The sequence below is a fragment of the Streptomyces sp. NPDC023481 genome, from assembly GCF_055560195.1.
This window is the reverse complement of sequence record NZ_JBVHJE010000003.1, coordinates 350,327-370,828: the sequence shown is the minus strand read 5'-3', so window position 1 is coordinate 370,828 and position 20,502 is coordinate 350,327. Positions and strand designations below refer to the sequence as shown.

21 protein-coding genes are annotated in these 20,502 nt (G+C 74.0%); 9 read left to right on the top strand and 12 right to left on the bottom strand.

Going from position 1 to position 20,502, the window contains the following annotated elements; genetic code table 11:
- The first annotated feature begins 48 nt into the window (after positions 1 to 48).
- Positions 49 to 2,268: an FUSC family protein gene (locus ACZ3ZD_RS09185; protein WP_467395327.1), complete on the top strand. Its 2,220-nt coding sequence runs from the start codon at positions 49 to 51 to the stop codon at positions 2,266 to 2,268.
- A gap of 4 nt (positions 2,269 to 2,272) precedes the next feature.
- On the opposite strand, the gene ACZ3ZD_RS09180 is transcribed toward ACZ3ZD_RS09185, so the two are convergent.
- Together ACZ3ZD_RS09180 and ACZ3ZD_RS09175 are read right to left on the bottom strand one after the other, a co-directional pair.
- On the bottom strand, positions 2,273 to 3,127 hold the full coding sequence (locus ACZ3ZD_RS09180) for an RNA polymerase sigma factor SigF (protein WP_467395119.1): 855 nt from the start codon (positions 3,125 to 3,127) through the stop codon (positions 2,273 to 2,275).
- Between the two features lie 233 nt (positions 3,128 to 3,360).
- A complete protein-coding gene (locus ACZ3ZD_RS09175; protein WP_467395118.1) occupies positions 3,361 to 3,792 on the bottom strand; it encodes an ATP-binding protein in 432 nt (143 codons plus the stop codon).
- 125 nt (positions 3,793 to 3,917) lie between these two features.
- On the opposite strand from ACZ3ZD_RS09175, the gene ACZ3ZD_RS09170 reads away from it, so the two are divergent.
- Both ACZ3ZD_RS09170 and ACZ3ZD_RS09165 read left to right on the top strand, forming a co-directional pair.
- The gene (locus ACZ3ZD_RS09170; RefSeq protein WP_467395117.1) at positions 3,918 to 4,160 is read left to right on the top strand and encodes a hypothetical protein; all 243 of its coding nucleotides are present in this window, start codon (positions 3,918 to 3,920) and stop codon (positions 4,158 to 4,160) included.
- A gap of 275 nt (positions 4,161 to 4,435) precedes the next feature.
- The gene (locus ACZ3ZD_RS09165) at positions 4,436 to 4,894 is read left to right on the top strand and encodes a cyclic nucleotide-binding domain-containing protein (protein ID WP_467395116.1); all 459 of its coding nucleotides are present in this window, start codon (positions 4,436 to 4,438) and stop codon (positions 4,892 to 4,894) included.
- Between the two features lie 4 nt (positions 4,895 to 4,898).
- Here the strand turns inward: ACZ3ZD_RS09165 and ACZ3ZD_RS09160 are convergent, their stop codons facing one another.
- A complete protein-coding gene (locus ACZ3ZD_RS09160; RefSeq protein WP_467395115.1) occupies positions 4,899 to 6,218 on the bottom strand; it encodes an MFS transporter in 1,320 nt (439 codons plus the stop codon).
- Positions 6,219 to 6,293: 75 nt separating this feature from the next.
- The gene (locus ACZ3ZD_RS09155; RefSeq protein WP_467395114.1) at positions 6,294 to 6,908 is read right to left on the bottom strand and encodes a LysE/ArgO family amino acid transporter; all 615 of its coding nucleotides are present in this window, start codon (positions 6,906 to 6,908) and stop codon (positions 6,294 to 6,296) included.
- Positions 6,909 to 6,974: 66 nt separating this feature from the next.
- Between ACZ3ZD_RS09155 and ACZ3ZD_RS09150 the strand changes: the two genes are divergently transcribed.
- Complete coding sequence (locus ACZ3ZD_RS09150; RefSeq protein WP_467395113.1) at positions 6,975 to 7,862, top strand: LysR family transcriptional regulator ArgP; 888 nt, start codon at positions 6,975 to 6,977, stop codon at positions 7,860 to 7,862.
- A 204-nt stretch (positions 7,863 to 8,066) separates the two neighbouring features.
- Positions 8,067 to 8,318 (top strand): WhiB family transcriptional regulator, encoded by a 252-nt coding sequence (locus ACZ3ZD_RS09145; protein WP_467395112.1) that lies wholly within the window; start codon positions 8,067 to 8,069, stop codon positions 8,316 to 8,318.
- Between the two features lie 64 nt (positions 8,319 to 8,382).
- On the opposite strand, the gene ACZ3ZD_RS09140 is transcribed toward ACZ3ZD_RS09145, so the two are convergent.
- From ACZ3ZD_RS09140 to ACZ3ZD_RS09120, 5 genes are all read right to left on the bottom strand, one after another.
- The gene (locus tag ACZ3ZD_RS09140; RefSeq protein ID WP_467395111.1) at positions 8,383 to 8,832 is read right to left on the bottom strand and encodes a DUF6098 family protein; all 450 of its coding nucleotides are present in this window, start codon (positions 8,830 to 8,832) and stop codon (positions 8,383 to 8,385) included.
- A gap of 89 nt (positions 8,833 to 8,921) precedes the next feature.
- Positions 8,922 to 10,742 carry a sensor histidine kinase gene (locus tag ACZ3ZD_RS09135; protein ID WP_467395326.1) on the bottom strand — a complete coding sequence of 607 codons (1,821 nt, stop codon included), beginning with the start codon at positions 10,740 to 10,742 and terminating at the stop codon, positions 8,922 to 8,924.
- Between the two features lie 95 nt (positions 10,743 to 10,837).
- Positions 10,838 to 11,545, bottom strand: coding sequence for a response regulator transcription factor (locus tag ACZ3ZD_RS09130; protein WP_467395110.1), 708 nt, complete (start codon positions 11,543 to 11,545; stop codon positions 10,838 to 10,840).
- A 68-nt stretch (positions 11,546 to 11,613) separates the two neighbouring features.
- Positions 11,614 to 12,348 carry a L,D-transpeptidase family protein gene (locus ACZ3ZD_RS09125; RefSeq protein ID WP_467395109.1) on the bottom strand — a complete coding sequence of 245 codons (735 nt, stop codon included), beginning with the start codon at positions 12,346 to 12,348 and terminating at the stop codon, positions 11,614 to 11,616.
- A gap of 72 nt (positions 12,349 to 12,420) precedes the next feature.
- Positions 12,421 to 13,827, bottom strand: coding sequence for a M1 family metallopeptidase (locus ACZ3ZD_RS09120; RefSeq protein WP_467395108.1), 1,407 nt, complete (start codon positions 13,825 to 13,827; stop codon positions 12,421 to 12,423).
- A 169-nt stretch (positions 13,828 to 13,996) separates the two neighbouring features.
- Between ACZ3ZD_RS09120 and ACZ3ZD_RS09115 the strand changes: the two genes are divergently transcribed.
- The gene (locus tag ACZ3ZD_RS09115; protein ID WP_467395107.1) at positions 13,997 to 14,344 is read left to right on the top strand and encodes a DUF488 domain-containing protein; all 348 of its coding nucleotides are present in this window, start codon (positions 13,997 to 13,999) and stop codon (positions 14,342 to 14,344) included.
- Positions 14,345 to 14,346: 2 nt separating this feature from the next.
- Here the strand turns inward: ACZ3ZD_RS09115 and ACZ3ZD_RS09110 are convergent, their stop codons facing one another.
- Together ACZ3ZD_RS09110 and ACZ3ZD_RS09105 are read right to left on the bottom strand one after the other, a co-directional pair.
- A complete protein-coding gene (locus tag ACZ3ZD_RS09110; protein ID WP_467395106.1) occupies positions 14,347 to 16,059 on the bottom strand; it encodes an FAD-binding dehydrogenase in 1,713 nt (570 codons plus the stop codon).
- The gene (locus ACZ3ZD_RS09105; protein ID WP_467395325.1) at positions 16,056 to 16,676 is read right to left on the bottom strand and encodes a TetR/AcrR family transcriptional regulator; all 621 of its coding nucleotides are present in this window, start codon (positions 16,674 to 16,676) and stop codon (positions 16,056 to 16,058) included. The genes ACZ3ZD_RS09110 and ACZ3ZD_RS09105 overlap by 4 nt, the downstream gene beginning before the upstream one ends.
- A 139-nt stretch (positions 16,677 to 16,815) precedes the next feature.
- Here ACZ3ZD_RS09105 and ACZ3ZD_RS09100 point away from each other — a divergent pair, with 139 nt between their 5' ends.
- The 3 genes from ACZ3ZD_RS09100 (at position 16,816) to ACZ3ZD_RS09090 (ending at position 19,621) form a co-directional block, all read left to right on the top strand.
- Complete coding sequence (locus tag ACZ3ZD_RS09100; RefSeq protein ID WP_467395105.1) at positions 16,816 to 17,448, top strand: alpha-ketoglutarate-dependent dioxygenase AlkB; 633 nt, start codon at positions 16,816 to 16,818, stop codon at positions 17,446 to 17,448.
- A gap of 83 nt (positions 17,449 to 17,531) precedes the next feature.
- Positions 17,532 to 18,278 (top strand): MBL fold metallo-hydrolase, encoded by a 747-nt coding sequence (locus tag ACZ3ZD_RS09095; protein WP_467395104.1) that lies wholly within the window; start codon positions 17,532 to 17,534, stop codon positions 18,276 to 18,278.
- Positions 18,279 to 18,385: 107 nt separating this feature from the next.
- On the top strand, positions 18,386 to 19,621 hold the full coding sequence (locus ACZ3ZD_RS09090) for a DUF4032 domain-containing protein (RefSeq protein ID WP_467395103.1): 1,236 nt from the start codon (positions 18,386 to 18,388) through the stop codon (positions 19,619 to 19,621).
- A 1-nt stretch (position 19,622) separates the two neighbouring features.
- On the opposite strand, the gene ACZ3ZD_RS09085 is transcribed toward ACZ3ZD_RS09090, so the two are convergent.
- Positions 19,623 to 20,489: a universal stress protein gene (locus ACZ3ZD_RS09085; RefSeq protein WP_467395102.1), complete on the bottom strand. Its 867-nt coding sequence runs from the start codon at positions 20,487 to 20,489 to the stop codon at positions 19,623 to 19,625.
- Positions 20,490 to 20,502 lie beyond the last annotated feature (13 nt).

The window sequence follows — 20,502 nt, the reverse complement described above, 5'->3', positions numbered from 1 at the left end:
AGAGAGCACGGCGGCGTGAGGACAGCGGCACGGTCGGGGCGGGCATGGATGTGGGACCGGCTGGCGGCGTCGGACCCGGGGTTGCTCCGGCTCACCGCGGGACTGCGCACGGTCACCGCCATCGCGCTGACCCTCGCGGTCCTCGCCGTGCTGCGCGTCCCGGTGCCCCAGCTGGTCGCGGGGGCCATGGCGGCGATGGTCGCCACCTTCGCCATCCGGGAGAAGCAGCGCGGCCCCCAGGCCGTCACGCTCGCGCTCGGCCTGCCGGTGGCGCTGGCCTCGCTGTCGCTGGGCGCGCTGCTGAACCACCGCGTGATCGCCGGCGACCTGTTCTTCGTCGTCCTCATCTTCTGCGCCGTCTACGGCCGCCGGTTCGGCGACCGCGGGACGGCGCTGGGGCTGATCGGGTTCCAGGTCTACTTCCTGTCGCTGTTCGTGGGCGCGGCCCCGTCCACGCTGCCCCCGCTGTACGGCGTGCTCTGCGTCGCGTTCGCGTGCAGCGCCACCGCCCGGTTCGTGCTGGTGCCGCAGACCCCGGCGGGCACCCTGGACCGGCTGCGGCGGGCCTTCCGGGCCCGGCTCGCCCAGCTGATCGCCACCCAGGCCGAGTTGCTGGACGCCGGCCCCGAGGAGGCGGAGAAGCTACTGGCGGACCTGCGTGACGGCACCGCCCGGCTGCACGAGACGGCGCTGATGATCCAGGGCCGGCTGGAGGACGGCACCTCGGACCCGGCGGTGGCCCGGCTGCTCCAGCGGCGGGTCGCGGACGCCGAGATCGCCGCCGAGCGGCTCGGTCTGCTGCTGCTCACCGCGCGCAGCGCCCGGCGGACCGACACCCTCACCCTGCACCTGCCGGGCGCCTCGCTGCCCTCCGGCGGTGTGCCGGTGCGGGACGAGGCGTCGGCCGCGCTGCACCGGGATCTGCAGGCGCTGCGGCTGCTGATGCTGCGGCCGGCCGGGGAGGCCTCGGGGACCGCGCTCGCCCAGGTGCGCAACCGGCTGCTCGGCTACCGCGAGGAGGAGAACCTGCCCGCGGCCTCCCCGGCGGTGCAGGACGTCTTCCGGGGCCTCGGCGAGGCCGCCCGGGCCTCGCTGGGCCTGCGGGTCGCCCTGGACGGGCCGCAGGACGAGTCCGACGACACCCCGGCCACCGCCCGGTCGCGCGAGGAGCTGGACGCCGAGGACGCCGCGATCGAGATCAGCGAGGAGAACGAACCGGAGGAGTCCGAACCGGCCGGTCTGCAGCGGCCCACCACCCGGGCCGCGCTCCAGGTGGCGGTCGGCTCCTCGCTGGCCATCGTGGGCGGCGAGCTGCTGTCCAGCCAGCGCTGGTACTGGGCGGTGCTGACCTGCTGGATCGTGTTCATCAACACCGCGTCCACCGGCGAGATCCTGGTGAAGGGCTACCGGCGGCTGCTCGGCACGGTGCTGGGCGTGGTGGCCGGCATCGGGCTCGCGGCGCTGGTCGGGCACCACACCTGGACGGCGTTCGCGCTGGTGCTGCTGTTCATCTTCGCGATGTTCTACACCGCGCCCCTGTCGTACACGCTGATGTCGTTCTTCGTGACGGCCATGCTGGGGCTGCTCTACACGCTGCTGAACACCTACAGCCTGTCGGTGCTGGTGCTGCGGATCGAGGAGACGGCGCTCGGCGCGGCCTGCGGGGTGATCGCGGCGGCGGTGGTGCTGCCGATCCACACCGACCGCCGTACCAACGACCTGCTCGTGGCGGTCCTGGAGCGGCTCGCCGACGTGACGCGGGGCGCCGTGGACCAGCTGAGCGGCGGGGCGGGCGGCGACCTGGTGGAGCAGGCGCGCGAGCTGGACCAGGCGCTGGCCGACCTGCGCGCGGCCAGCCAGCCGCTGACGCATCCGATCACCCCGCTGCGCACGCGCCGCAACACGGCCCGGTACGTGGTGGCACTGCTGGAGACCTGCGCGTACCACGGGCGCTCCCTCGCGGCCACGGCGGAGCTGCTGCCGACGCATCCGTCGATCGCGGCGGATCCGCGGCTGCGGGGGGCGTGCGGGCGGATCGTGCACAACATCGAGGCGATCGCCGCGCACCTCACCGACCCGCGGTCCACCGCGGAGATGGAAAGCGGCCCCAGCATCGCGTCGATGCTGGAGCCGGGCACCCTGCGCACCCCGCGCTACGGCCGCGTGACCGACCGGGTGCTGCGCCATCTGCAGCGGCTGGACGAGGCCGTGTCGGGCCTCGCCCGGCCGCTGGGCGTCGGCGGCGGTCCGGCGCAGCCCGGCAGCTGACCGCTCACCGCTGGTCGCCGCCGGGGCGGCGGCCGCCGAGCACCTCGTCGCGGACGCGGGCGCAGCTGCGGCTGATCAGCCGGGAGACGTGCATCTGGGAGATGCCGAGCTGGTCGGCGATCCGGCTCTGGGTCATGTCCTCGAAGAAGCGCATGTAGAGGATGGCCCGCTCGCGCTCGGGCAGCCGGCGCAGCCCTTCCTTGGCGGCCTCGCGGTCGACCACGACGTCGTAGGAGGTGTCCGCCTCGCCGAGGGTGTCGGCGAGGCTGTAGCCGTCGTCGCCGGCGGACAGCTCGGCGTCCAGCGAGAGGGTGCTGAAGCTCTCCAGCGCCTCCATGCCGGCGCTCACCTCCTCCTCGGTGAGTCCGGTGTGGGCGGCGATGTCGGCGACGGTGGGCTCGGGGCTCCCGGGGTTCTGGGTGAGTTCGCGGCGGGCCACCCGCACCCGGTTGCGCAGTTCCTGCACCCGGCGCGGCACGCGCAGGGCCCACATCCGGTCGCGGAAGTGCCGCTTGACCTCTCCGGTGATGGTCGGCACGGCATAGCTCTCGAAGGCCCCCCGCGAGGGGTCGAAGCGGTCGATGGCCTTCACCAGGCCGAGGGCGGCCACCTGGCGCAGGTCCTCGACGGACTCGCCGCGGTCGCGGAACCGGCCGGCGATCCGGTGTGCCATCGGCAGCCAGGCGGTCACGAGTTCGTCGCGTACGGCGTCCCGCTCGGGACCGTCGTCCAGGTCCGCCAGTCGGGCGAACAGCTCCGCCGTATCAGGGGCGTCGTCATGGTTCCGCCGGGTGGGGGCCGGGGTGCCGTCGGCGGTGGCGGCGGCGCCGGGACGGCTTGTCGACATGTCGGTCAGCATGCGGAATCGCTCCTGAACGTGGTTTCAGGGCACGGCCGGAACAGCGGTTCCGGGTTTCGGCCCGAACGGTGGTGTCAGGGTGTCGCCGCGGGGAAGCCGCCTGGGCCGCCGGGAGGGGCCCAGGCAGCGGTTGCGATCCCCGCTGGGCGCGCGCCTCCGGTCCGAAGCACGAGATTCCGTCTGCCCCTCGCCCCCTCGGGCAAACGCCATTGAGCGGAACTTCGGAAACCGCTTCAGTGCAGCGGTACGACGGCCGTGATGCGCTTGCCCCCGCGGGGCAGCTCCGCCACCCGGACGTCCCGGGCCAGCCGGCACACGAGGGGCCAGCCGCGGCCGCCGGGCAGGGTGGTGCGCTCGTCGCCGGAACGGGCCGTCACGGGCAGTGCGTCGCTGCGGTCGCTCACCGACACCCGGACACCGCCGGAGTCGACGTCGACGTCGAAGCCGGTGATGCCGCCGCCGTGCACGAGCGCGTTGGTGGTCAGTTCCGAGGTCACCAGCAGGGCGTCCTGGACCGCCTCGGGCGCGCACGGCAGGGCGTGGGCCCGGCACCGTTCGGTCATGACCCGCTCGACCGTTCTGCGGGCCTCGGCCGGCCGGCCCGGCAGGCGGCGGCGAGTCTCCGGCAGGACGGCTGCGGAGCTGGTCCGGTGGTTGTCTAGCATCCCTTCCTCCCCTGGCGGTGCCCGGATTGCAGGGTTCTCTGCTCCTTCGACTGACCCCTCGACGCGCTGTCAAACACCGCGGGTTCCGGAGTCATCACGAAGGATCGGGCGGGTACCCGCCCCGCATGACGGATGTGGTGGACGCGGACGAGTTGTTGCGGCGGATCCGGCGGGGCCGGGAGCACGCGGCCGAGGAGGAGCGGGCCTGGCGGGAGCGGGCCCTGAGTCTCACGGCGACGGATCCGGAGGGCGCGCGGGACGCGACGGACCGGGCCCGGGCGTACGAGGTGGTGCATCGGGTGCTGGAGGAGATCGTCTCCCCGGGCGGGGAGCCGGTCCGGACGGACGGAGCGAAACAGGTCACCTGACCCGGTACTGGGTTACCCAAAAGTACGGCAGATGGTTTAGTGTTCATCCATACGTGACGCGGAGGGGCGCGGAACCGTCCTTCCCCCCTCCTGTGGTCACCCGCATACGGCCCTGGCTGGCTTCCCCCGTCCAGCCAGGGCTTTTTGCTGTCCGAAACGCGACACGCGGATCGAACTCCGCCCCCTTCGAGGTGCTCGGGGCGCCCGTAGCGGATGAAATGGGAGGGAACACACCACCCCCACCGCAACCGCCTGCCGGCGAGGAGCCCCGCGCCATGACCAAAGCGATCAAACTGCTCACCGCCCTCCCCCAGGCGCAGCGCGAGCGCCTGATGGAGCTGGCCAAGGAGGTCTCCTTCCGGGAGGACACCCGGATCTTCGAGGCGGGTGGCACCGCCGACCGGTTCTGGGTGATCCGCTCCGGCGCGGTCCACCTGGACCAGCAGGTCACCTCCCGGCAGCGGGTGACCGTGGCCTCGCTCGGCGCGGGCGACCTGCTCGGCTGGTCCTGGCTGTTCCCGCCGTACGAGTGGGACTTCGGCGCGGTGGCCTTCACCGACGTCCGGGCCTACGAGTTCGACGGACCCTCGGTGCTCGGGCTGTGCGTGGAGGATCCGCTGCTCGGGCTCTCGCTGGTCCGCACGGTGGCCGAGGTGCTCGCCAGCCGGCTCGAGACGACCCGCGGCAAGCTGATGGAGCAGTACACGATGCGGCGGCGCAGCGGCCCGCTGTAGGCGGTCAGATCCGGTAGCGGCGCAGCGCCGGGACGGCGCCGGCCAGGGCCAGCATCACCACGACCACCAGGGCGCCGCCGCCCGCGACCGCGGCCCGCGGGCCGAACGCCGAGCCCGCGGTGCCGTGCAGCACGTCCGCGAGGCGCGGCCCGCCCGCGACGACCACCGTGAACACCCCCTGCATCCGGCCGCGCATCTCGTCGGTCGCGGCCGACAGCAGGATGGCGCCGCGGAACACCATCGAGACCATGTCGGCGACACCGGCCGCCGCCAGGAAGGCCATGGCGATCCAGAGGTTGCCGCTCAGCCCGAACCCGGCGACGGCCACCCCCCAGCCGACGACCGACCCGATCACCATCCAGCCGTGCCGGCGAGCCCGCGAGAACACGCCGGAGAACAGCCCGCCGAGCACCGCGCCGACCGGGATGCCGGCGAACAGCACACCGAGCGCGAGACCCTCGCCGTAGGAGCCGTAGGTCTGCGCCGCCAGCTGCGGGAACAGGGCGCGGGGCATGCCGAACACCATGGCGACGATGTCGGCGAGGAAGGACAGCAGCAGCACCTTGTGGAGCGAGATGTACCGGAACCCGGCGGCTATCTCGCGCACGCCGGCGCGCCGGGCGGCCTCGCCGAGCGGCGGCAGCGCGGGCAGCCGGACGACGGCCCACACGGTGACGCACAGCGCCAGCGCGTCGATCAGGTACAGCTCGGGCAGCCCGATGACCGGGATGAGCACACCGGCGAGCAGCGGACCGGCGACCAGCCCGGTCTGCATCACCGTCGAGCCCAGCGCGTTCGCGGCCGCCAGCTGCCCGGCGGGCACCAGGCGGGCGATGGAGGCGTTGCGGGCCGGCGAGTTGAGGCCGAAGAAGGCCTGCTGGACCGCGAGCAGCACCATGAGCACGGTGACGGACCCCAGCCCGGTGGCGGCCTGGGCCCAGAACAGCAGCGAGGTCACCGCGATACCGCTGTTGGTGACCAGCAGCAGCCTGCGGCGGTCGACGGTGTCGGCGACCGCCCCGCCCCACAGCGCGAAGGCCACCATCGGCAGCAGGCCCGCGAGGCTGGCGTAGCCGACCCAGGCCGAGGAGTGGGTGATGTCGTAGATCTGCTTGGGTACGGCGACGGCGGTGAGCTGGCTGCCGACGGCGGTGACGATGGTCGACGACCACAGGCGCCGGTAGGCGGGGATGCACAGCGGGCGGGTGTCCATCGCCCAGCGGCGCCAGCCGCGCCGGGGCGGGTCCGCGGCCGCCGGCGCGTCGGTCGGCGGCCGGTGTCCGGGGCGGTCGGTCCCGGTGCTGCTGCTGTCGCTCGTGTCCACGGATGTCCTGGTTGCTCGTTACATCTTTTCGCTTCGAGAGCCTAACCATCCCTGTACACGCCGCACGGTGTCGGCTCAGGCCCCGGCGACCAGGGTCGCGCCCATGCTCAGCATGGTGGCGGCGACCAGGCCGTCCAGCACCCGCCAGGCGCCCGGCCGGGCCAGGAACCGGCCGAGCAGCCGGGCGCCGAAACCGAGCGCGGTGAACCAGCACAGGCTGGCGAGTGCGGCGCCGAGCCCGAAGGTCCAGCGCAGCGGGCCCCGGTCGGCGGCCAGGGAGCCGACCAGGAACACGGTGTCCAGGTAGACGTTCGGGTTCAGCCAGGTCATCGCCAGGCAGGTGAGCACCGCCCGGCGGCGCGAGCCGGCCTCCTCGCCCTGCGCGCGCAGCCCGGTGCCGGGCCTGAGCACCCGGCGGACGGCCAGGGCGCCGTAGCAGAGCAGGAAGGCACCGCCGACGAGCCCGACCGCCCGGAGCGCGCCCGGCCAGGCCACCACCACCGTGCCGACCCCGCCGACGCCGAGCGAGATGAGCAGCGCGTCGGACAGGGCACAGATGCCGACCACGGCGAGTACGGCGTCCCGGCGCACCCCCTGCCGCAGGACGAAGGCGTTCTGCGCTCCGATGACGACGAGCAGGGAGAGGCCGGTGCCGAATCCGGCGGCAGCGGCGGTCAGGGCGTGGGTCATGCCGACGACGCTAGGAAATCCCACTGCGCAAGTACAGCTAAAGATTTTTACGTAGGATTAGCGATTGTGATGCCGGAGTTGCCCCTGGAGCAGGTGCGGACGTTGCTGGCCGTGGTGGACGAGGGCACCTTCGACGCGGCCGCCGCCGCGCTGCACGTGACGCCGTCGGCGGTCAGCCAGCGGGTCAAGGCCCTCGAACAGCGCACCGGCCGGGTCCTGCTCCAGCGCACCAAGCCGGTGCGGCCCACGGAGTCCGGCGCGGTGCTGGTGCGGTACGCCAGGCAGCTCGCCCGGCTGGAGCGGGACGCCTGGGGTGAGCTGGGGCTGAGCGGCAGCGAGGAGCCGACGCGGGTCTCGGTCGCGGTGAACGCGGACTCGCTCGCGACCTGGTTCCTGCCGGCGCTGACCCGGGTGCCGGGCCTCTGCTTCGTACTGCACCGGGAGGACGAGGACCATACGGCGGCGCTGTTGCGCGAGGGCGTCGTCATGGCCGCGGTGACCTCCGCGCCCGACCCGGTGTCCGGCTGCACCGTCCGCCCGCTCGGCCGGATGCGCTACCTGCCCCTGGCCACCCCCGAGTTCGCCGCGACCCACCTGGCGGGCCGGCCCCTGGCGGAGGCGCTGCACCGGGCGCCGGTGGTGACCTTCGACCGCAAGGACGACTTCCAGGACGGCTTCGCCCGCCGGCTCGGCCTGGCCTCGGCGGGACCGTACCGGCACCATGTGCCCACCTCGGAGGGGTTCCTGGCCACAGTCGCCGCCGGGCTCGGCTGGGGCATGATCCCGGAGGTGCAGGCCGGGCCGCTGCTCGCACAGGGGCGGCTGGTCCCGCTCGCCCCCGGCGAGTGGATGGACGTCACCCTCCACTGGCAGCAGTGGAGACTCGACTCCCCCGCGCTGGCCGCCCTGGCCGATGCGGTGGCCGAAGCGGCGTCACGGGCGCTGCGCGGCTGAGGGGCGCGGCCTGGACGCGTCGGCGGCCCGGCAGTTGGGCGTTCCGCCGTCGTCGCGCCCGCGGATTCCGGTCTGTTGGCCGGCTTTCCCCATCCTCCGCCGTTTGTTCCGTTTCACGGCGCCGCGACCGGTCACCCGAATGCCTGACCGTGCGGAAAGCGAACGGCAGGGCACGGACGACTTCGATCGAACCAGGAGACTCCCATGGACAACTGGCGCGACCATGCCGCGTGCCGCCAAGAGGACCCCGACCTCTTCTTCCCGATCGGCACCACCGGACCGGCGCAGGTCCAGGCCCAGCAGGCCAAGGCGGTGTGCGGGCGCTGCCCGGTGCGGGAACAGTGCCTGGACTGGGCGCTGGACACGGGCCAGAGCATCGGGGTCTGGGGCGGTACGACGGAGCTGGAGCGGCGGGCGCTCAGGCGCCGCGCCCGCTCCCGGCCGCGCTCCGGCTGACCGGCGACGGCTGACCGGCGAGGGGGCCGGCGGTGGGGGGCCGGCGGTGGGGGCCGGCCGGGGGTCAGCGTCCGCCGCGGCGGAGGGTCCCCCATTCCCGCTCCTGCCGGGCCACCTCGTCCCGGGCCGCGTCGGTCACCTCGTCGGCGATCCAGCACAGCGGCTCGATGTCGGCCACGAGCGGCTCGTTGTCGGGGCCCCGGCCCGTCTCCCGGCCCGTGAGGACCCAGGGACGGACGCCGGGGCCCTTGTCGTGCGGCAGGTGAGCGTAGTCGTACAGGCGGCGGGCCACCCACAGCTCGACGGACCGGTCCTGCCACCAGTCCTCCACGTCGAGCGGGTTGGCGGACAGCCCCGGCATCGGGACACCGGTCAGTTCGTCGGTGCTGGAGGCGGCGTCGAGGTCGACGCCGGGCCCCTTCGACCAGCGCACATACAGGTTCCGGTGCCGTTCCACCAGGCGGGCCATCTCGGACAGCGTGGTCAGGACCGGCAGGTTCTCCGGTGCGCTCATGACATGACCTCCCTGTGCTGTGCGTCGCGCGACCGGAGTACCCCCGGCGCGCGCCGAATATCGGACGGTGACCTTCCGCTCTCGCCCTCTCAGGGCTCGTCACCGGGCGGCGACGCGGCCGGCAGCCGAAGGGTGAACACCGCGCCCCTCCCCGGCTCGCTCGCCGCCCGCGCCGTACCGCCGTGGGCGGCGACCAGGTGGCGGACGATCGGCAGGCCGAGCCCGCTGCCTCCGGTGCGGCGGCTGCGGGACTTCTCGGCGCGCCAGAACCGCTCGAAGACGTGCGGCAGGTCCTCGGGCGCGATGCCCGCGCCGGTGTCGGTCACGGTGAGCACGACGTCGGGGCCGTCCCGGCGGGCGGCGAGCGTCACGGTGCCGCCGGCGGGGGTGTGCCGCAGCGCGTTGGAGACCAGGTTCCCGAGGGCCTGGCGCATCCGCACCGGGTCGGCGTCCAGCCAGGCGGCGCCGTCGGTCCCGGTGCGCAGGGCGACCCCGGCCGCGTCGGCGGCGACCCGGTGGGCGGCGGCGACCTGGTCGAGCAGGTCTCCGGCGTGCAGCGGCTCGCGGTGCAGGCGCAGGGTGCCGGCGTCGGCCGCGGCGAGGTCCTGCAGGTCGTCGATGATCCGCTGGAGGACCAGGGCCTCCTCGTGCAGCGAGTCCAGCAGCGCCGGGTCGGGGCCGACGACACCGTCCCGGACGACCTCCAGCCAGCCCCGGATGTTGGTGAGCGGGCTGCGCAGCTCGTGCGCGATGTCGCTGACCATGGCCTTGCGCTGCGCCTCCAGGCGTTCGCGCCGCTCGGTCAGGCCGTTGAACGCCTCGGCGAGGATGCCCGTCTCGTCACGGGTGGTCACCGGCACCCGTACGTGCAGTTCGGGCGGTTGCTGCGCGGCCAGGGTGAGTGCGCGCAGCGGCCGTGCCAGCCGGACGGCGACGACGGCGGTCACCGCCACGGTGACGGCGAGGACGAGCCCGGCCACGCCGACCACCTTGGCCTTGTTGGCCGGTGACATGTCGAAGCGGGTCGGGTTCTGGTCGCCGATGCCGAGGAACAGCTCGGCCACCGGGGCCACATAGGGTTCCAGCTGGGTGCGGCGGGCGGTCGCGAGGCACCGCTGGGCGGTCCGCGCGCTCTCACCGGTGCCGGGCCTGGCCTCCTTGGTGAGCGGGTAGCCGCCGTCGAGGGGGTCCCTGGCGCCGGGGTCGTAGGCGAGGAGCAGCGGTCCGAGGTGCACGCCGGCCCGGTGCAGGCAGGGCAGGGCCAGGTCGGACAGCGCGTCCAGGGCCTTCTGCTCGGTCGGGGTGGGTGTGTTGAGCCGTCCGTCCTCGCACACCGTGGCGCCGGGGTCGGCCGGTCCGGCGCCGTCCGCGGTGCCGACCACCGGCCGGCCGCTCGCGGTCCGGGTGATGGTGGCCTGCACGCCGTAGCGCTCGTAGCACCGCTTGCGCTTGGCGGCGAGGGCGTCCAGCCGGGCGCGTTCCTTCGCCGGGAGCCGGTAGGGGCCGACCACGCGCGGGTCGATGCCGCTCAGCTGGGCACCGGACTCGGTGTAGGTGTCGGTGCGCAGCGGGTCGACGGTGGCGGCGGGCCGGGGCGGCAGCGGGGTGCCGCGGGGCGCGGAATCGGCGACCAGGGTGCGGTCGGCGGTGGTGAGCGCGATACGACGCCCGGTGCGGGCGGCCAGCTCCCGCAGGGTGTCCCGGACGTCCCGCCAGTCGGCGTGGGTGGCGGCGTAGCCGCTGAGCCGGGCGAGGATGCGGTTGTCGGCGGCGAGGTCCTGGCCCTGCTCCTCCTTCAGGGCGCTGGTGGTGGTGGTCACCGCGAGCCAGGCCGTCGCCGTCACCGAGCAGACGGCGATCAGCGCGGAGACGATCAGCAGCCGGACGACCAGCCGCTTGCGCAGCGGGATTTGCCGTCCGCCGGCCGCCCGTCGGCCGGCCGCCGCGTCGCGCTGCCCGGCGGCTTGCCCGTCCCGCGCGCGGTCGGCCCCGGGCCGTCGGCGGTTCACGGTCGGGCGCCAGCCAGTTTGTAGCCGACGCCGAAGACGGTCAGCAGGCGGACCGGGCGCCGCGGGTCGGGCTCGATCTTGCGGCGCAGGTTCATGATGTGCACGTCGACGGCCCGCTCGGTGGAGGCCCGGTCGAGGCCTCGGGTGCACTGCAACAGCTGGCGCCGGGTGAACACCCGCTCCGGCTCGCCCGCCATGGCCAGCAGGATCTCGAACTCGGCCGGTGTGCACTCCACCGGTGCGCCGTCGCAGCGCACCTCGTGCCGTACCGGGTCCACGCTGATCCCGGCGGCCCGTACGACGGGGTCCTCGCCCCGGGCGCCGACGCCCCGTCCGGCGCGTCTGAGGACCGTACGGATACGGGCCATCAGCTCGCGCGGGCTGTACGGCTTGGTCAGGTAGTCGTCGGCGCCGACGTCGAGGCCGAGCAGCAGGTCGTCCTCGCCGGAGCGGGCGGTGAGCATCACCACCGGGATGTCCGGCCGCTCGGCGTCGGCGCGCAGCACCCGGCACACGCCGAAGCCGTCGAGGACGGGGAGCATCAGGTCCAGGACGACGAGGTCGGGCCGCAGCCTGCGGGCGGTGTCCAGGGCCGCCGCGCCGTCGTGCACCACCGTGGCCGTGTGGCCCTCGGCCAGCAGCGAGCGGCGGATCAGTTCGGCCTGCTTCTCGTCGTCCTCGGCGACCAGTACATGTGCGCACACGAGTTCGGATCCTAGGCTCTCTCTTCCGGTTCCTGCCGACCTGATCGGCAGGAAAGGACCTGAGCCGCTCAGTGCGCGAGCCAGTCGGCGTCGCCCATCACGACGACCGGATGCCGGCCGGGGTCGAGGGTGCGCAGCAGCTCCTTCATGTGCGCCTTGGCGACGCTGACGCAGCCGTGGGTGGGTCCGCCGTGGTCGACGTGCAGCCACACTCCCCCGCCGCGCCGCGGGCCGAGGGGGCGGGTCCAGTCCAGCGGGGAGGTGCCGGGCCTGCGGTTGTAGTCGATGGCGATGACGTAGTCGAAGGAGCCTTCCAGCGGCTCGCCCTCGAAGCCGGTGCCGGGCGAGTGGAAGCCGCCGGAGCGGTGGTAGGGCAGTTTGCTGCCCGGGTCCGGGAGCAGGCCGCCGGCGTCGGAAAGGGTGTAGACGCCGAGCGGGGAGCGCAGGTCGCCGAGCATGTGGTGGTCGCTCCAGCCGCGTCGCGCGTTGTGGGCGGCCCAGGTGGGGCCGGCCCGCCAGCCGGTGTCGGTGCGCTGGTGCAGGACCACCGTGCACAGCGGGGAGTTGCGGCCCCGCCCGGTGACGACGACGGCCTGTTCGCAGCGCTCGGGTATCGCCGCGGTCCGCAGCGGCCCGAGCCCGGGTATGCCCTTCGGTTCGGGCCGTGTGGAGGTCTCGGGGGTGGGCGCCGGCGCCGGACCGCGGGCCGGGGCCTGGCGCTCGGTCGCCTCGGCTCCGCCGCCGCAGCCGGAGAGCAGCAGCGGGGAGGCGAGGAGGGCGACGGCGGTTCTGCGTTGGATCATGATCCGATCGTGGTGGACGGTTGTTTGGAACTGGTCAGGTCCGGCGCCGTCCGGTGTCGAACAGGCCGGTGTTCAGGGCCGGTCCGGCTTGCCCGACGTGTACAGCCAGGTGTGGAACAGCCTTTCGAGCTGCTTCCCCGAGGTCTTCTCGGCAAGCCTGACGAACTGTGCCGTGGTTCCGTGCCCGCCGCGGTGCCCGGTGGCCCAGGCGCGCAGGATGCGGAAGAAGTCCCGGTCGCCGACGGCCCGGCGGAGTTCGTGCAGGGCCATGGCGCCGCGGGCGTAGACGGGCGTGCCGAAGATGCGGGCGCCGCTGCCGGGGTCGCCGGGCGGGTAGGCCCACAGGCCGTCTTTCGCGGGCCGGGCGTACAGGGCGTCGAAGGTGCGCTGGGCGCTGCGGCCGCCGTGCTGCTCGGTGTAGAGCCACTCGGCGTAGGTGGCGAAGCCCTCGTTGAGCCAGATGTCCTTCCAGGCGGTGAGGGTGACGGAGTCGCCGAACCACTGGTGGGCGCTCTCGTGGACGAGGGTGTCGAGGTCGGGGGCGGAGTCGTAGAGCGGCCGGGTCTGGGTCTCCAGGGCGTAGCCGATGTCCGGGGCGTGGTCGACGATCGAGCCGGCGGCCCGGTACGGGTACGGCCCGAACAGCTTGCTCTCCCAGGCGAGTACGGCGGGCAGCTTCTTCAGGACGGGCGCGGCGGCGCGCGCCTCGCGGGGGTCGACGGCGTTGTAGACCTGGATGCCGTCGCGGGTGGTGTACCGCTCGACCCGGAAGGTGCCGATGGTGGCGGTGGCCAGGTAGGCGGCCATGGGCCGGCTCTGGCGCCAGTGGAAGGTGGTCCTGCCGTGGGCGGTGCGCTGTCCGAGCAGGACGCCGTTGGAGACGGCGGTGCGGCCCTTCGGCACGGTGAGGGTGATGTCGTACGACGCCTTGTCCCTGGGGTGGCCGTTGGCCGGGAACCAGGTCATCGCGCCCTGCGGTTCGCCCGCGACGAACGCGCCGTCGTCGGTGGGGATCCAGCCGTCCGCGGAGCCGTCGGGGTCGGTGACCGGCTTCGGGGTGCCGTGGTAGGCGACCGTGACGCGGAACGCGTGCCCCCGGCGCAGGGCGTGGCGCGGGGTGACGACGAGTTCCTGGCCGTCGCGGCGGAAGGCCGCCCCGGCGCGGTCGACGGTGACGGCGGTGACCTTCAGGCCCGACAGGTCGAGGTCGAACCGGGTGAGGTTCCGGGTGGCGCGTGCGGTGAGGACCGCTGTGCCGTCCAGGCGGTGGGAGCCGGTGTCGTAACCGAGGGTCAGGTCGTAGTGGCGGACGTCGTAGCCGCCGTTGCCGCTGAGCGGGAAGTACGGGTCGCCCGCACCGGGCGACCCGGTGCCGGGCGCCGTGGGTGCGGCGGCGCCGAGGAGGGCGGCCACGGCCACGGGGACGGTGGCGAGAACGGCGGTACGGCGGCGGGCGGGCTGTCTGCGCGGTGGCGTCACGTGCGCTCCTCGGAGGGGTGGCCGATGATCGACTGGCCGTCAGACTAGGCGCCGGGCGGGCCCGGATTCCCCCTTGATCCGGTCAAGTCGTGCCGCGTCGCCGCCGCGTGGGCGGGAGGTGGCGCAGTACGCTCGCGGCACCGTCCGCGACCCGAGAGGGGCCCCGACCGTGAGCGTGCGCGTGCGCCGGATCTACGAACCGCCCGAGCCCGACGACGGCCTGCGCGTGCTGGTCGACCGGCTGTGGCCGCGCGGCCTCGCCAAGGACGAGGCGCGGGTGGACGAGTGGCCGAAGGACCTGACCCCGTCCACCGAACTGCGCACGTGGTACCACGGCGGCGGCTCCTACGAGGAGTTCCGCAGCCGGTACGAGGAGGAGCTGGGCGCCCCGGGGGCCGCCGAACTGCTGGACCGGCTCAGGAAGGCGGCCCGCAAGGGCCGGGTGACCCTCCTGACGGCGTCCAGGAAGCCGCAGGAGAGCCACGCGCACGTCCTGGCGGAGCTGTTGAGGGGCTGAGGTCAGCCGGTGTGCAGGGCCGCGTGCCGGCCGGCGGCGCGGCCGGAGAAGAGGCAGCCGCCGAGGAAGGTGCCCTCCAGGGCGTTGTAGCCGTGCACACCGCCGCCGCCGAACCCGGCGACCTCGCCGGCCGCGTACAGCCCCTCGACGGGGGTGCCGTCGGTGCCGAGGGCGCGGGAGTCGAGGTCGGTCTGGATGCCGCCGAGGGTCTTGCGGGTCAGCACGTGCAGCCGGACGCCGATGAGGGGGCCCGCGGCGGGGTCGAGGAGGCGGTGCGGGGTGGCGACCCTTCCGAGCCGGTCGCCGATGTAGCGGCGGGCGTTGCGGATGCCCTGGATCTGGGCGTCCTTGCTGTAGGGGTTGTCGATCTGGAGGTCGCGGGCCTCTATCTGGCGGCGCACCCCGGCCGGGTCGAGCAGCGGCTCGGCGGTGAGGGCGTTCATCTTGTCGACCAGCTGCTCCAGGCTGCGGGCGGTGACGAAGTCGGCGCCCCGGTCGAGGAAGGCCTGGACGGGGGCGGGCGCGCCCTTGCCGAGGAGCCGGTCTCGCAGCACGGCCTTGCGGTCCTTGGCGGTGATGTCGGGGTTCTGCTCGGAGCCGGAGAGGGCGAACTCCTTCTCGATGACCTTCCGGTTGAGGATGAACCAGGAGTGGTCGTGGCCGGCGATGTCCTCAGTGGTGCGCAGGTACTTGAGCGTGCCGAGGGTGTCGTAGCCGGGCAGGCAGGGGTCGGGCAGCCGGCGGCCGAGGGCGTCGAGCCAGATGGACGAGGGGCCGGGCAGGATGCGGATGCCGTGGCCGGGCCATATCGGGTCCCAGTTCTGCAGGCCCTCGGTGTAGTGCCACATGCGGTCGCGGTTGACGAGCCGGACACCGGCCTCGGCGCTGATGTCGAGCATGCGGCCGTCGACGTAGGCCGGGACGCCGGTGACCATCCGGGCGGGGGGCGTGCCGAGCCGCTCGGGCCAGTAGCGGCGGACGATGTCGTGGTCGGCGCCGATGCCGCCGCTGGTGACGATGACGGCCTGGGCGGTGAGGGCGAAGTCGCCGACGCGGTCGCGGTGGGAGGCGACACCGCGCGGGGAGTCGTCGGGGGCGAGGACGGTGCCGCGTACACCGCGTGCCGTGCCGTCCTCGACGACCAGTTCGTCCACCCGGTGGCGGTGGTGGAAGGTGAGCAGTCCGTCCCGGGCGGCCTGCCGGGCGTAGCGCACGAAGGGCTCGACCACTCCGGTGCCGGTGCCCCAGGCGATGTGGAAGCGGGGTACGGAGTTGCCGTGTCCGTCGGCGCGCAGGTCGCCGCGCTCGGCCCAGCCGACGGTGGGCAGCAGTTCGATGCCGTGACCCTTGAGCCAGGAGCGCTTCTCGCCGGCCGCGAACTCGACGTAGGCGCGGGCCCAGCGGACCGCCCAGGAGTCCTCGTCGGCGAGCCGGTCGAAGCCCGCGCTGCCCTGCCAGTCGTTCCAGGCGAGGGCGAGGGAGTCCTTGATGCCCAGGCGGCGCTGCTCGGGCGAGTCCACGAGGAAGAGCCCGCCGAAGGACCAGAACGCCTGGCCGCCGAGGTTGGCGGCGTTCTCCTGGTCGACGAGGGCGACCCGGCGGCCCCGGCTGGTGAGTTCGTGTGCCGCGACCAGGCCGGCGAGGCCCGCTCCGACGACGATGACGTCCGCGTCCTTGGCGGCCATGGTGTCCGTGTCCTTCCGTGTGCGGCTCATGCGGGGGTGCCGCTGCTCTCGGTGAGCAGTGCGGTGAGCAGCCGGCCGAGCCAGCGGCGGGCCGCGTCGACGTCCCGGTCCAGCAGCAGCTGGGTGGTCACGCCGTCGTAGGCCGCGACGACCGCGTGGGCGGCGCCGTCGGTGTCGCCGAGCGCGGCGGGCAGTGCGGTGTGGCCCCGGGCCCGCGCGAGCCGGTCGGCGATGGCCTGCCGGAGCCGGGCGCGGTGGTCGAGGAGGGCCCGGGCGACCGCCCGGTCACGGGCGGCGTGCACCAGGAAGTCGGTCTTGACCAGCAGCCAGTCGACGTCGAGCAGCAGCACCTCGGTGACCCGGTCGACGGCGGCGGGCACGTCGAGGTCGGGCCCGTCCTGGGCCAGCGCGTCGGCGACCTGGGCGGCGATGAGGTCGGCGCGGTCCTGGTAGAGGGCGAAGAACAGCTCGTCCAGGGTGGCGAAGTTCGAGTAGAAGGCGCCCCGGCTGAACCCGGCGGCCTCGCAGACCTCCTCGATGGAGACCCGCCCGAAGCCCTTGGCCGCGAACACGGCGAACGCGGCGTCGAGCAACCGGGCCCGGGTGTGGGCCCGGCGCCGGGTGACGCGTTTCGGTGTGTCGTCCATCGGCGTGTCCGGCCCCTCGTCGTTCCTGTCGCCCCCGTTTCGATGCATGAATGTATCCGATACACCGATGTATCGAAAGGGCCCGGGCGTCCCTTGATCGAATGGGAACGTACTTTCGATTAAGGAGTACGCTGGCCCCATGTCCACGCATCTCCAGGGCTCCCTGTTCGACCAGACCGACGAGCTGCGGCTCGGCCCGCTCGACGGGCTGCGCCGGACCGGGCTGAGCGCCGGCGCCTGGATCGACGTGCTGCCCGGCTGGCTGAGCGGGGCCGACGCGCTGTTCGAGCAGCTGGCGGCCCGCGTGCCGTGGCGCGCGGAGCAGCGCAGGATGTACGACAACGTGGTGGCCGTACCGCGCCTGCTCGCCTTCTACGGCCCCGAGGACCCGCTCCCCCACCCGGTCCTGGACGAGGCACGCGCCGCCCTCTCCCGGCACTACGCCGAGGAGCTGGGCGAACCGTTCACCACCGCGGGGCTCTGCTTCTACCGCGACGGCCGGGACAGTGTGGCCTGGCACGGGGACCGGACCGGGCGGGGCGCCCACGCGGACACCATGGTCGCGATCCTCTCCGTCGGCACCCCCCGCGACCTGCTGCTGCGCCCGGCCGGCGGAGGCGGCGGCGGCACCCTGCGCCGGCCCCTCGGCCACGGCGACCTCATCGTGATGGGCGGCTCCTGCCAGCGCACCTGGGAGCACTGCGTCCCGAAGAGCAGCCGGGCCACCGGCCCGCGCATCAGCATCCAGTTCCGGCCGCACGGCGTGCGCTGACCGGGCGGGCCCCTTGCACGGGGCCGCGGCGGATCTGGTTGGCTGGCCTTCGACCAGCAGCCGCACACGGGCTCGGAGAGAACATGCGGGCAGAGGTACACCAAGTCGCCGACGGCATCTACCTGGTGCACGGCAACCACGTCAACTGGGTGATCCTGAAGGACGGGGACGCCGTCACCCTGGTGGACACCGGCTATCCGGGAGACCGCCAGGGGGTCCTGGAATCCCTCGCCGAGGTGGGCGGTTCACCGGAGGCGGTCGCCGCCGTGCTGATCACCCACGCGCACAACGACCACCTGGGCTCGGCCGAGTACCTGCGCGCCGCCCACGGCACCCCCGTCTATCTGCACCCGGCCGAAGTGCCCCACGCCCGCAGGGACTTCCTCCAGCAGGCCACCCTGGGGGACGTGGTGCGCAACGCCTGGCGGCCCGGCGTCGCCTCCTGGGCGCGGCACGCCATCCAGGTGGGCGGCACCCGGCACAACCCGGTCACCGCGCCCGAACCGTTCCCGAACGAGGGGCCGCTGGACCTGCCCGGCCGTCCCGTGCCCGTGCACACCCCCGGCCACACCGACGGCCACTGCGTCTACCACCTCCCCGACGCCGGCCTCGTCATCTCCGGCGACGCCCTGGTCAGCGGGCACGCGACCTCGCGCGTCAAGGGCCCGCAGATCCTGCCCGACTTCTTCCACCACGAGCGGGCCCGGGTCGTGGCCTCCCTCGACGTGATCGGCGCGCTCGACGGCGACACCCTGCTGCCCGGACACGGCCCGGTCCACCGCGGCTCGGTGCGGGCCGCGGCGGAACGGGCCCGGGAGCTGGCCTCCTAGGTCCTTTCCTCCGGATCGGGCCGCTCCCGGCGCCTGCGGGTTCCCGACAGGGCGCCGGGGCCGTACGGGCTCCTCGAACAGGTACGCGGGGCCGTAGGGTTCGTGCCATGGCCTTGCAGATCAACGCCACGAACCCGGAGCACCCCGCGCTGCTGCTCGCCCTGCCCTGGGACACCCCGCTGGAGGAGTGGCCCGAGGAGTACCTCGTGCCGCTCCCCCGCGGCATCTCCCGGCACGTGGTGCGCTACGCGCGCGCCGGGGACGAGGTGATCGCCGTCAAGGAGCTGGCCGAGCGGCCGGCGCTGCGCGAGTACGAGCTGCTGCGCGACCTGGACCGGCTCGGGATCCCCGCCGTCGACCCGCTCGCCGTGGTCACCGGCCGCACCGGCCGGTCCGGTGCCCCCCTGGAGCCGGTGCTGGTCACGCGGCACCTGCGCGGCTCGATGCCGTACCGGTCGATGTTCGAGACGACCATGCGCCCGGCGACCATGCACCGGCTGATGGACGCCCTCGCCGTGCTGCTGGTCCGCCTGCACCTGGCCGGTTTCGCCTGGGGCGACTGCTCGCTGTCCAACACCCTGTTCCGGCGGGACGCGGGCGCCTACGCGGCCTATCTGGTCGACGCCGAGACCGGCGACCTGCACCCGCGGCTCAGCCCCGGGCAGCGGGACTACGACCTGGACCTGGCCCGCGTCAACATCAGCGGCGAGCTGCTGGACCTGGAGGCGTCCGGCGCGCTGCACCCGTCCGTCGACCCCGTCGCGTTCGGCCACGAGATCTGCACCCGCTACCAGGGTCTGTGGCAGGAGCTGACCCGCACCTCGGTGTACCCGGCGGGCAAGTACCACTACATCGAGCGCCGGATCCGCCGCCTGAACGACATGGGCTTCGACGTCGCCGAGATGCAGATCGAGCACTCCTCGAACGGCGACACGGTCACCTTCGTGCCGAAGGTCGTCGACGCCGGCCACCACCAGCGCCAACTGCTGCGGCTGACCGGGCTGGACGCCGAGGAGAACCAGGCGCGGCGGCTGCTGAACGACCTGGAGAGCTGGATGGCCACCCAGGACGACCACGCGCCCGGCGACCCCCTCGCCGCCCGCCCCGAGGTGCTCGCCCACCGCTGGGTGCGGGACGTGTTCCGGCCGACCGTGCGGGCGGTGCCCCCGGAGCTGCGCGGCTCCATGGATCCGGCCGAGATCTACCACGAACTCCTCGAACACCGCTGGTACCTGTCCGAGCGCGCGCAGCACGACATAGGCCTCGACACCGCCGTGGCGGACTACATCGACCACGTGCTGCCGAAGGCGCGGACCACCCTGGAGCCGACCACTCCCGGGTAGCTCACTCGTGCGGGACGACGGCCACCGGGCACTCGGCGTGGTGCAGCACCCCGTGCGCCACGGAGCCGATCCGGGCACCGACCGCGGTACGGCGGGCGCGGCGCCCGACGACCATCAGCTGGGCCCGGCCGGCCAGCGACAGCAGCACCTGTCCGGCGCTGCCCATCTCCACGTGCTCGGCGACGGACACCTCCGGGAACCGCTCGCGCCAGGGCTGGAGGGCCTCGCCCAGCGCCTGCCTCTCGTACGGTTCGAGGCCGCCCGCGTCGTCGAGCAGCTTCAGCGATCCGGGGCTGTAGGCGAAGACCGGCGGCAGGGTCCAGGCGCGGACGGCGGTGACGGCCGCGCCGCGGGCCGCCGCCGTCTCGAAGGCGAACCGCAGCGCCGCCGCGCTGTCCTCGGGCCCGCCGTGCTGGCCGACCACGACGTCTCGGCCGGCCGCCTCCGCCGTGGGCTGGTCCCCGGCCCGGACCAGGACCACGGGCCGGGTCGCCTCCGCGATCACCTGCTGGCCGACCGAGCCCAGCAGGAACCCGACGACGGGTCCGTGCCCGCGCGAGCCGAGCACCAGCGTCTCGGCGCCGGCCGCCGCCTCGGCCAGCGCGTGCGCGGCGCCGCCCTCGACCACGTCGGTGGTCACCGTCAGCCCCGGATGCCGGCCGCAGACGGCCCGCACGGCCTCGTCCACCCCCTGCGACACCCACCCGCGCTGGGTGTCCCGGTCGGCGGTGGCCAGCGCCTCGGCGTACCGCCAGGCGTGCACCACGCGCAGCGGCAGGCCCCGGCGTACGGCCTCCCGGGCCGCCCAGTCCAGCGCGGCCAGACTCTCCTCGGTGCCGTCCACCCCTGCCGTGATCGGGCGTGTCATCCGTGATCTCCTC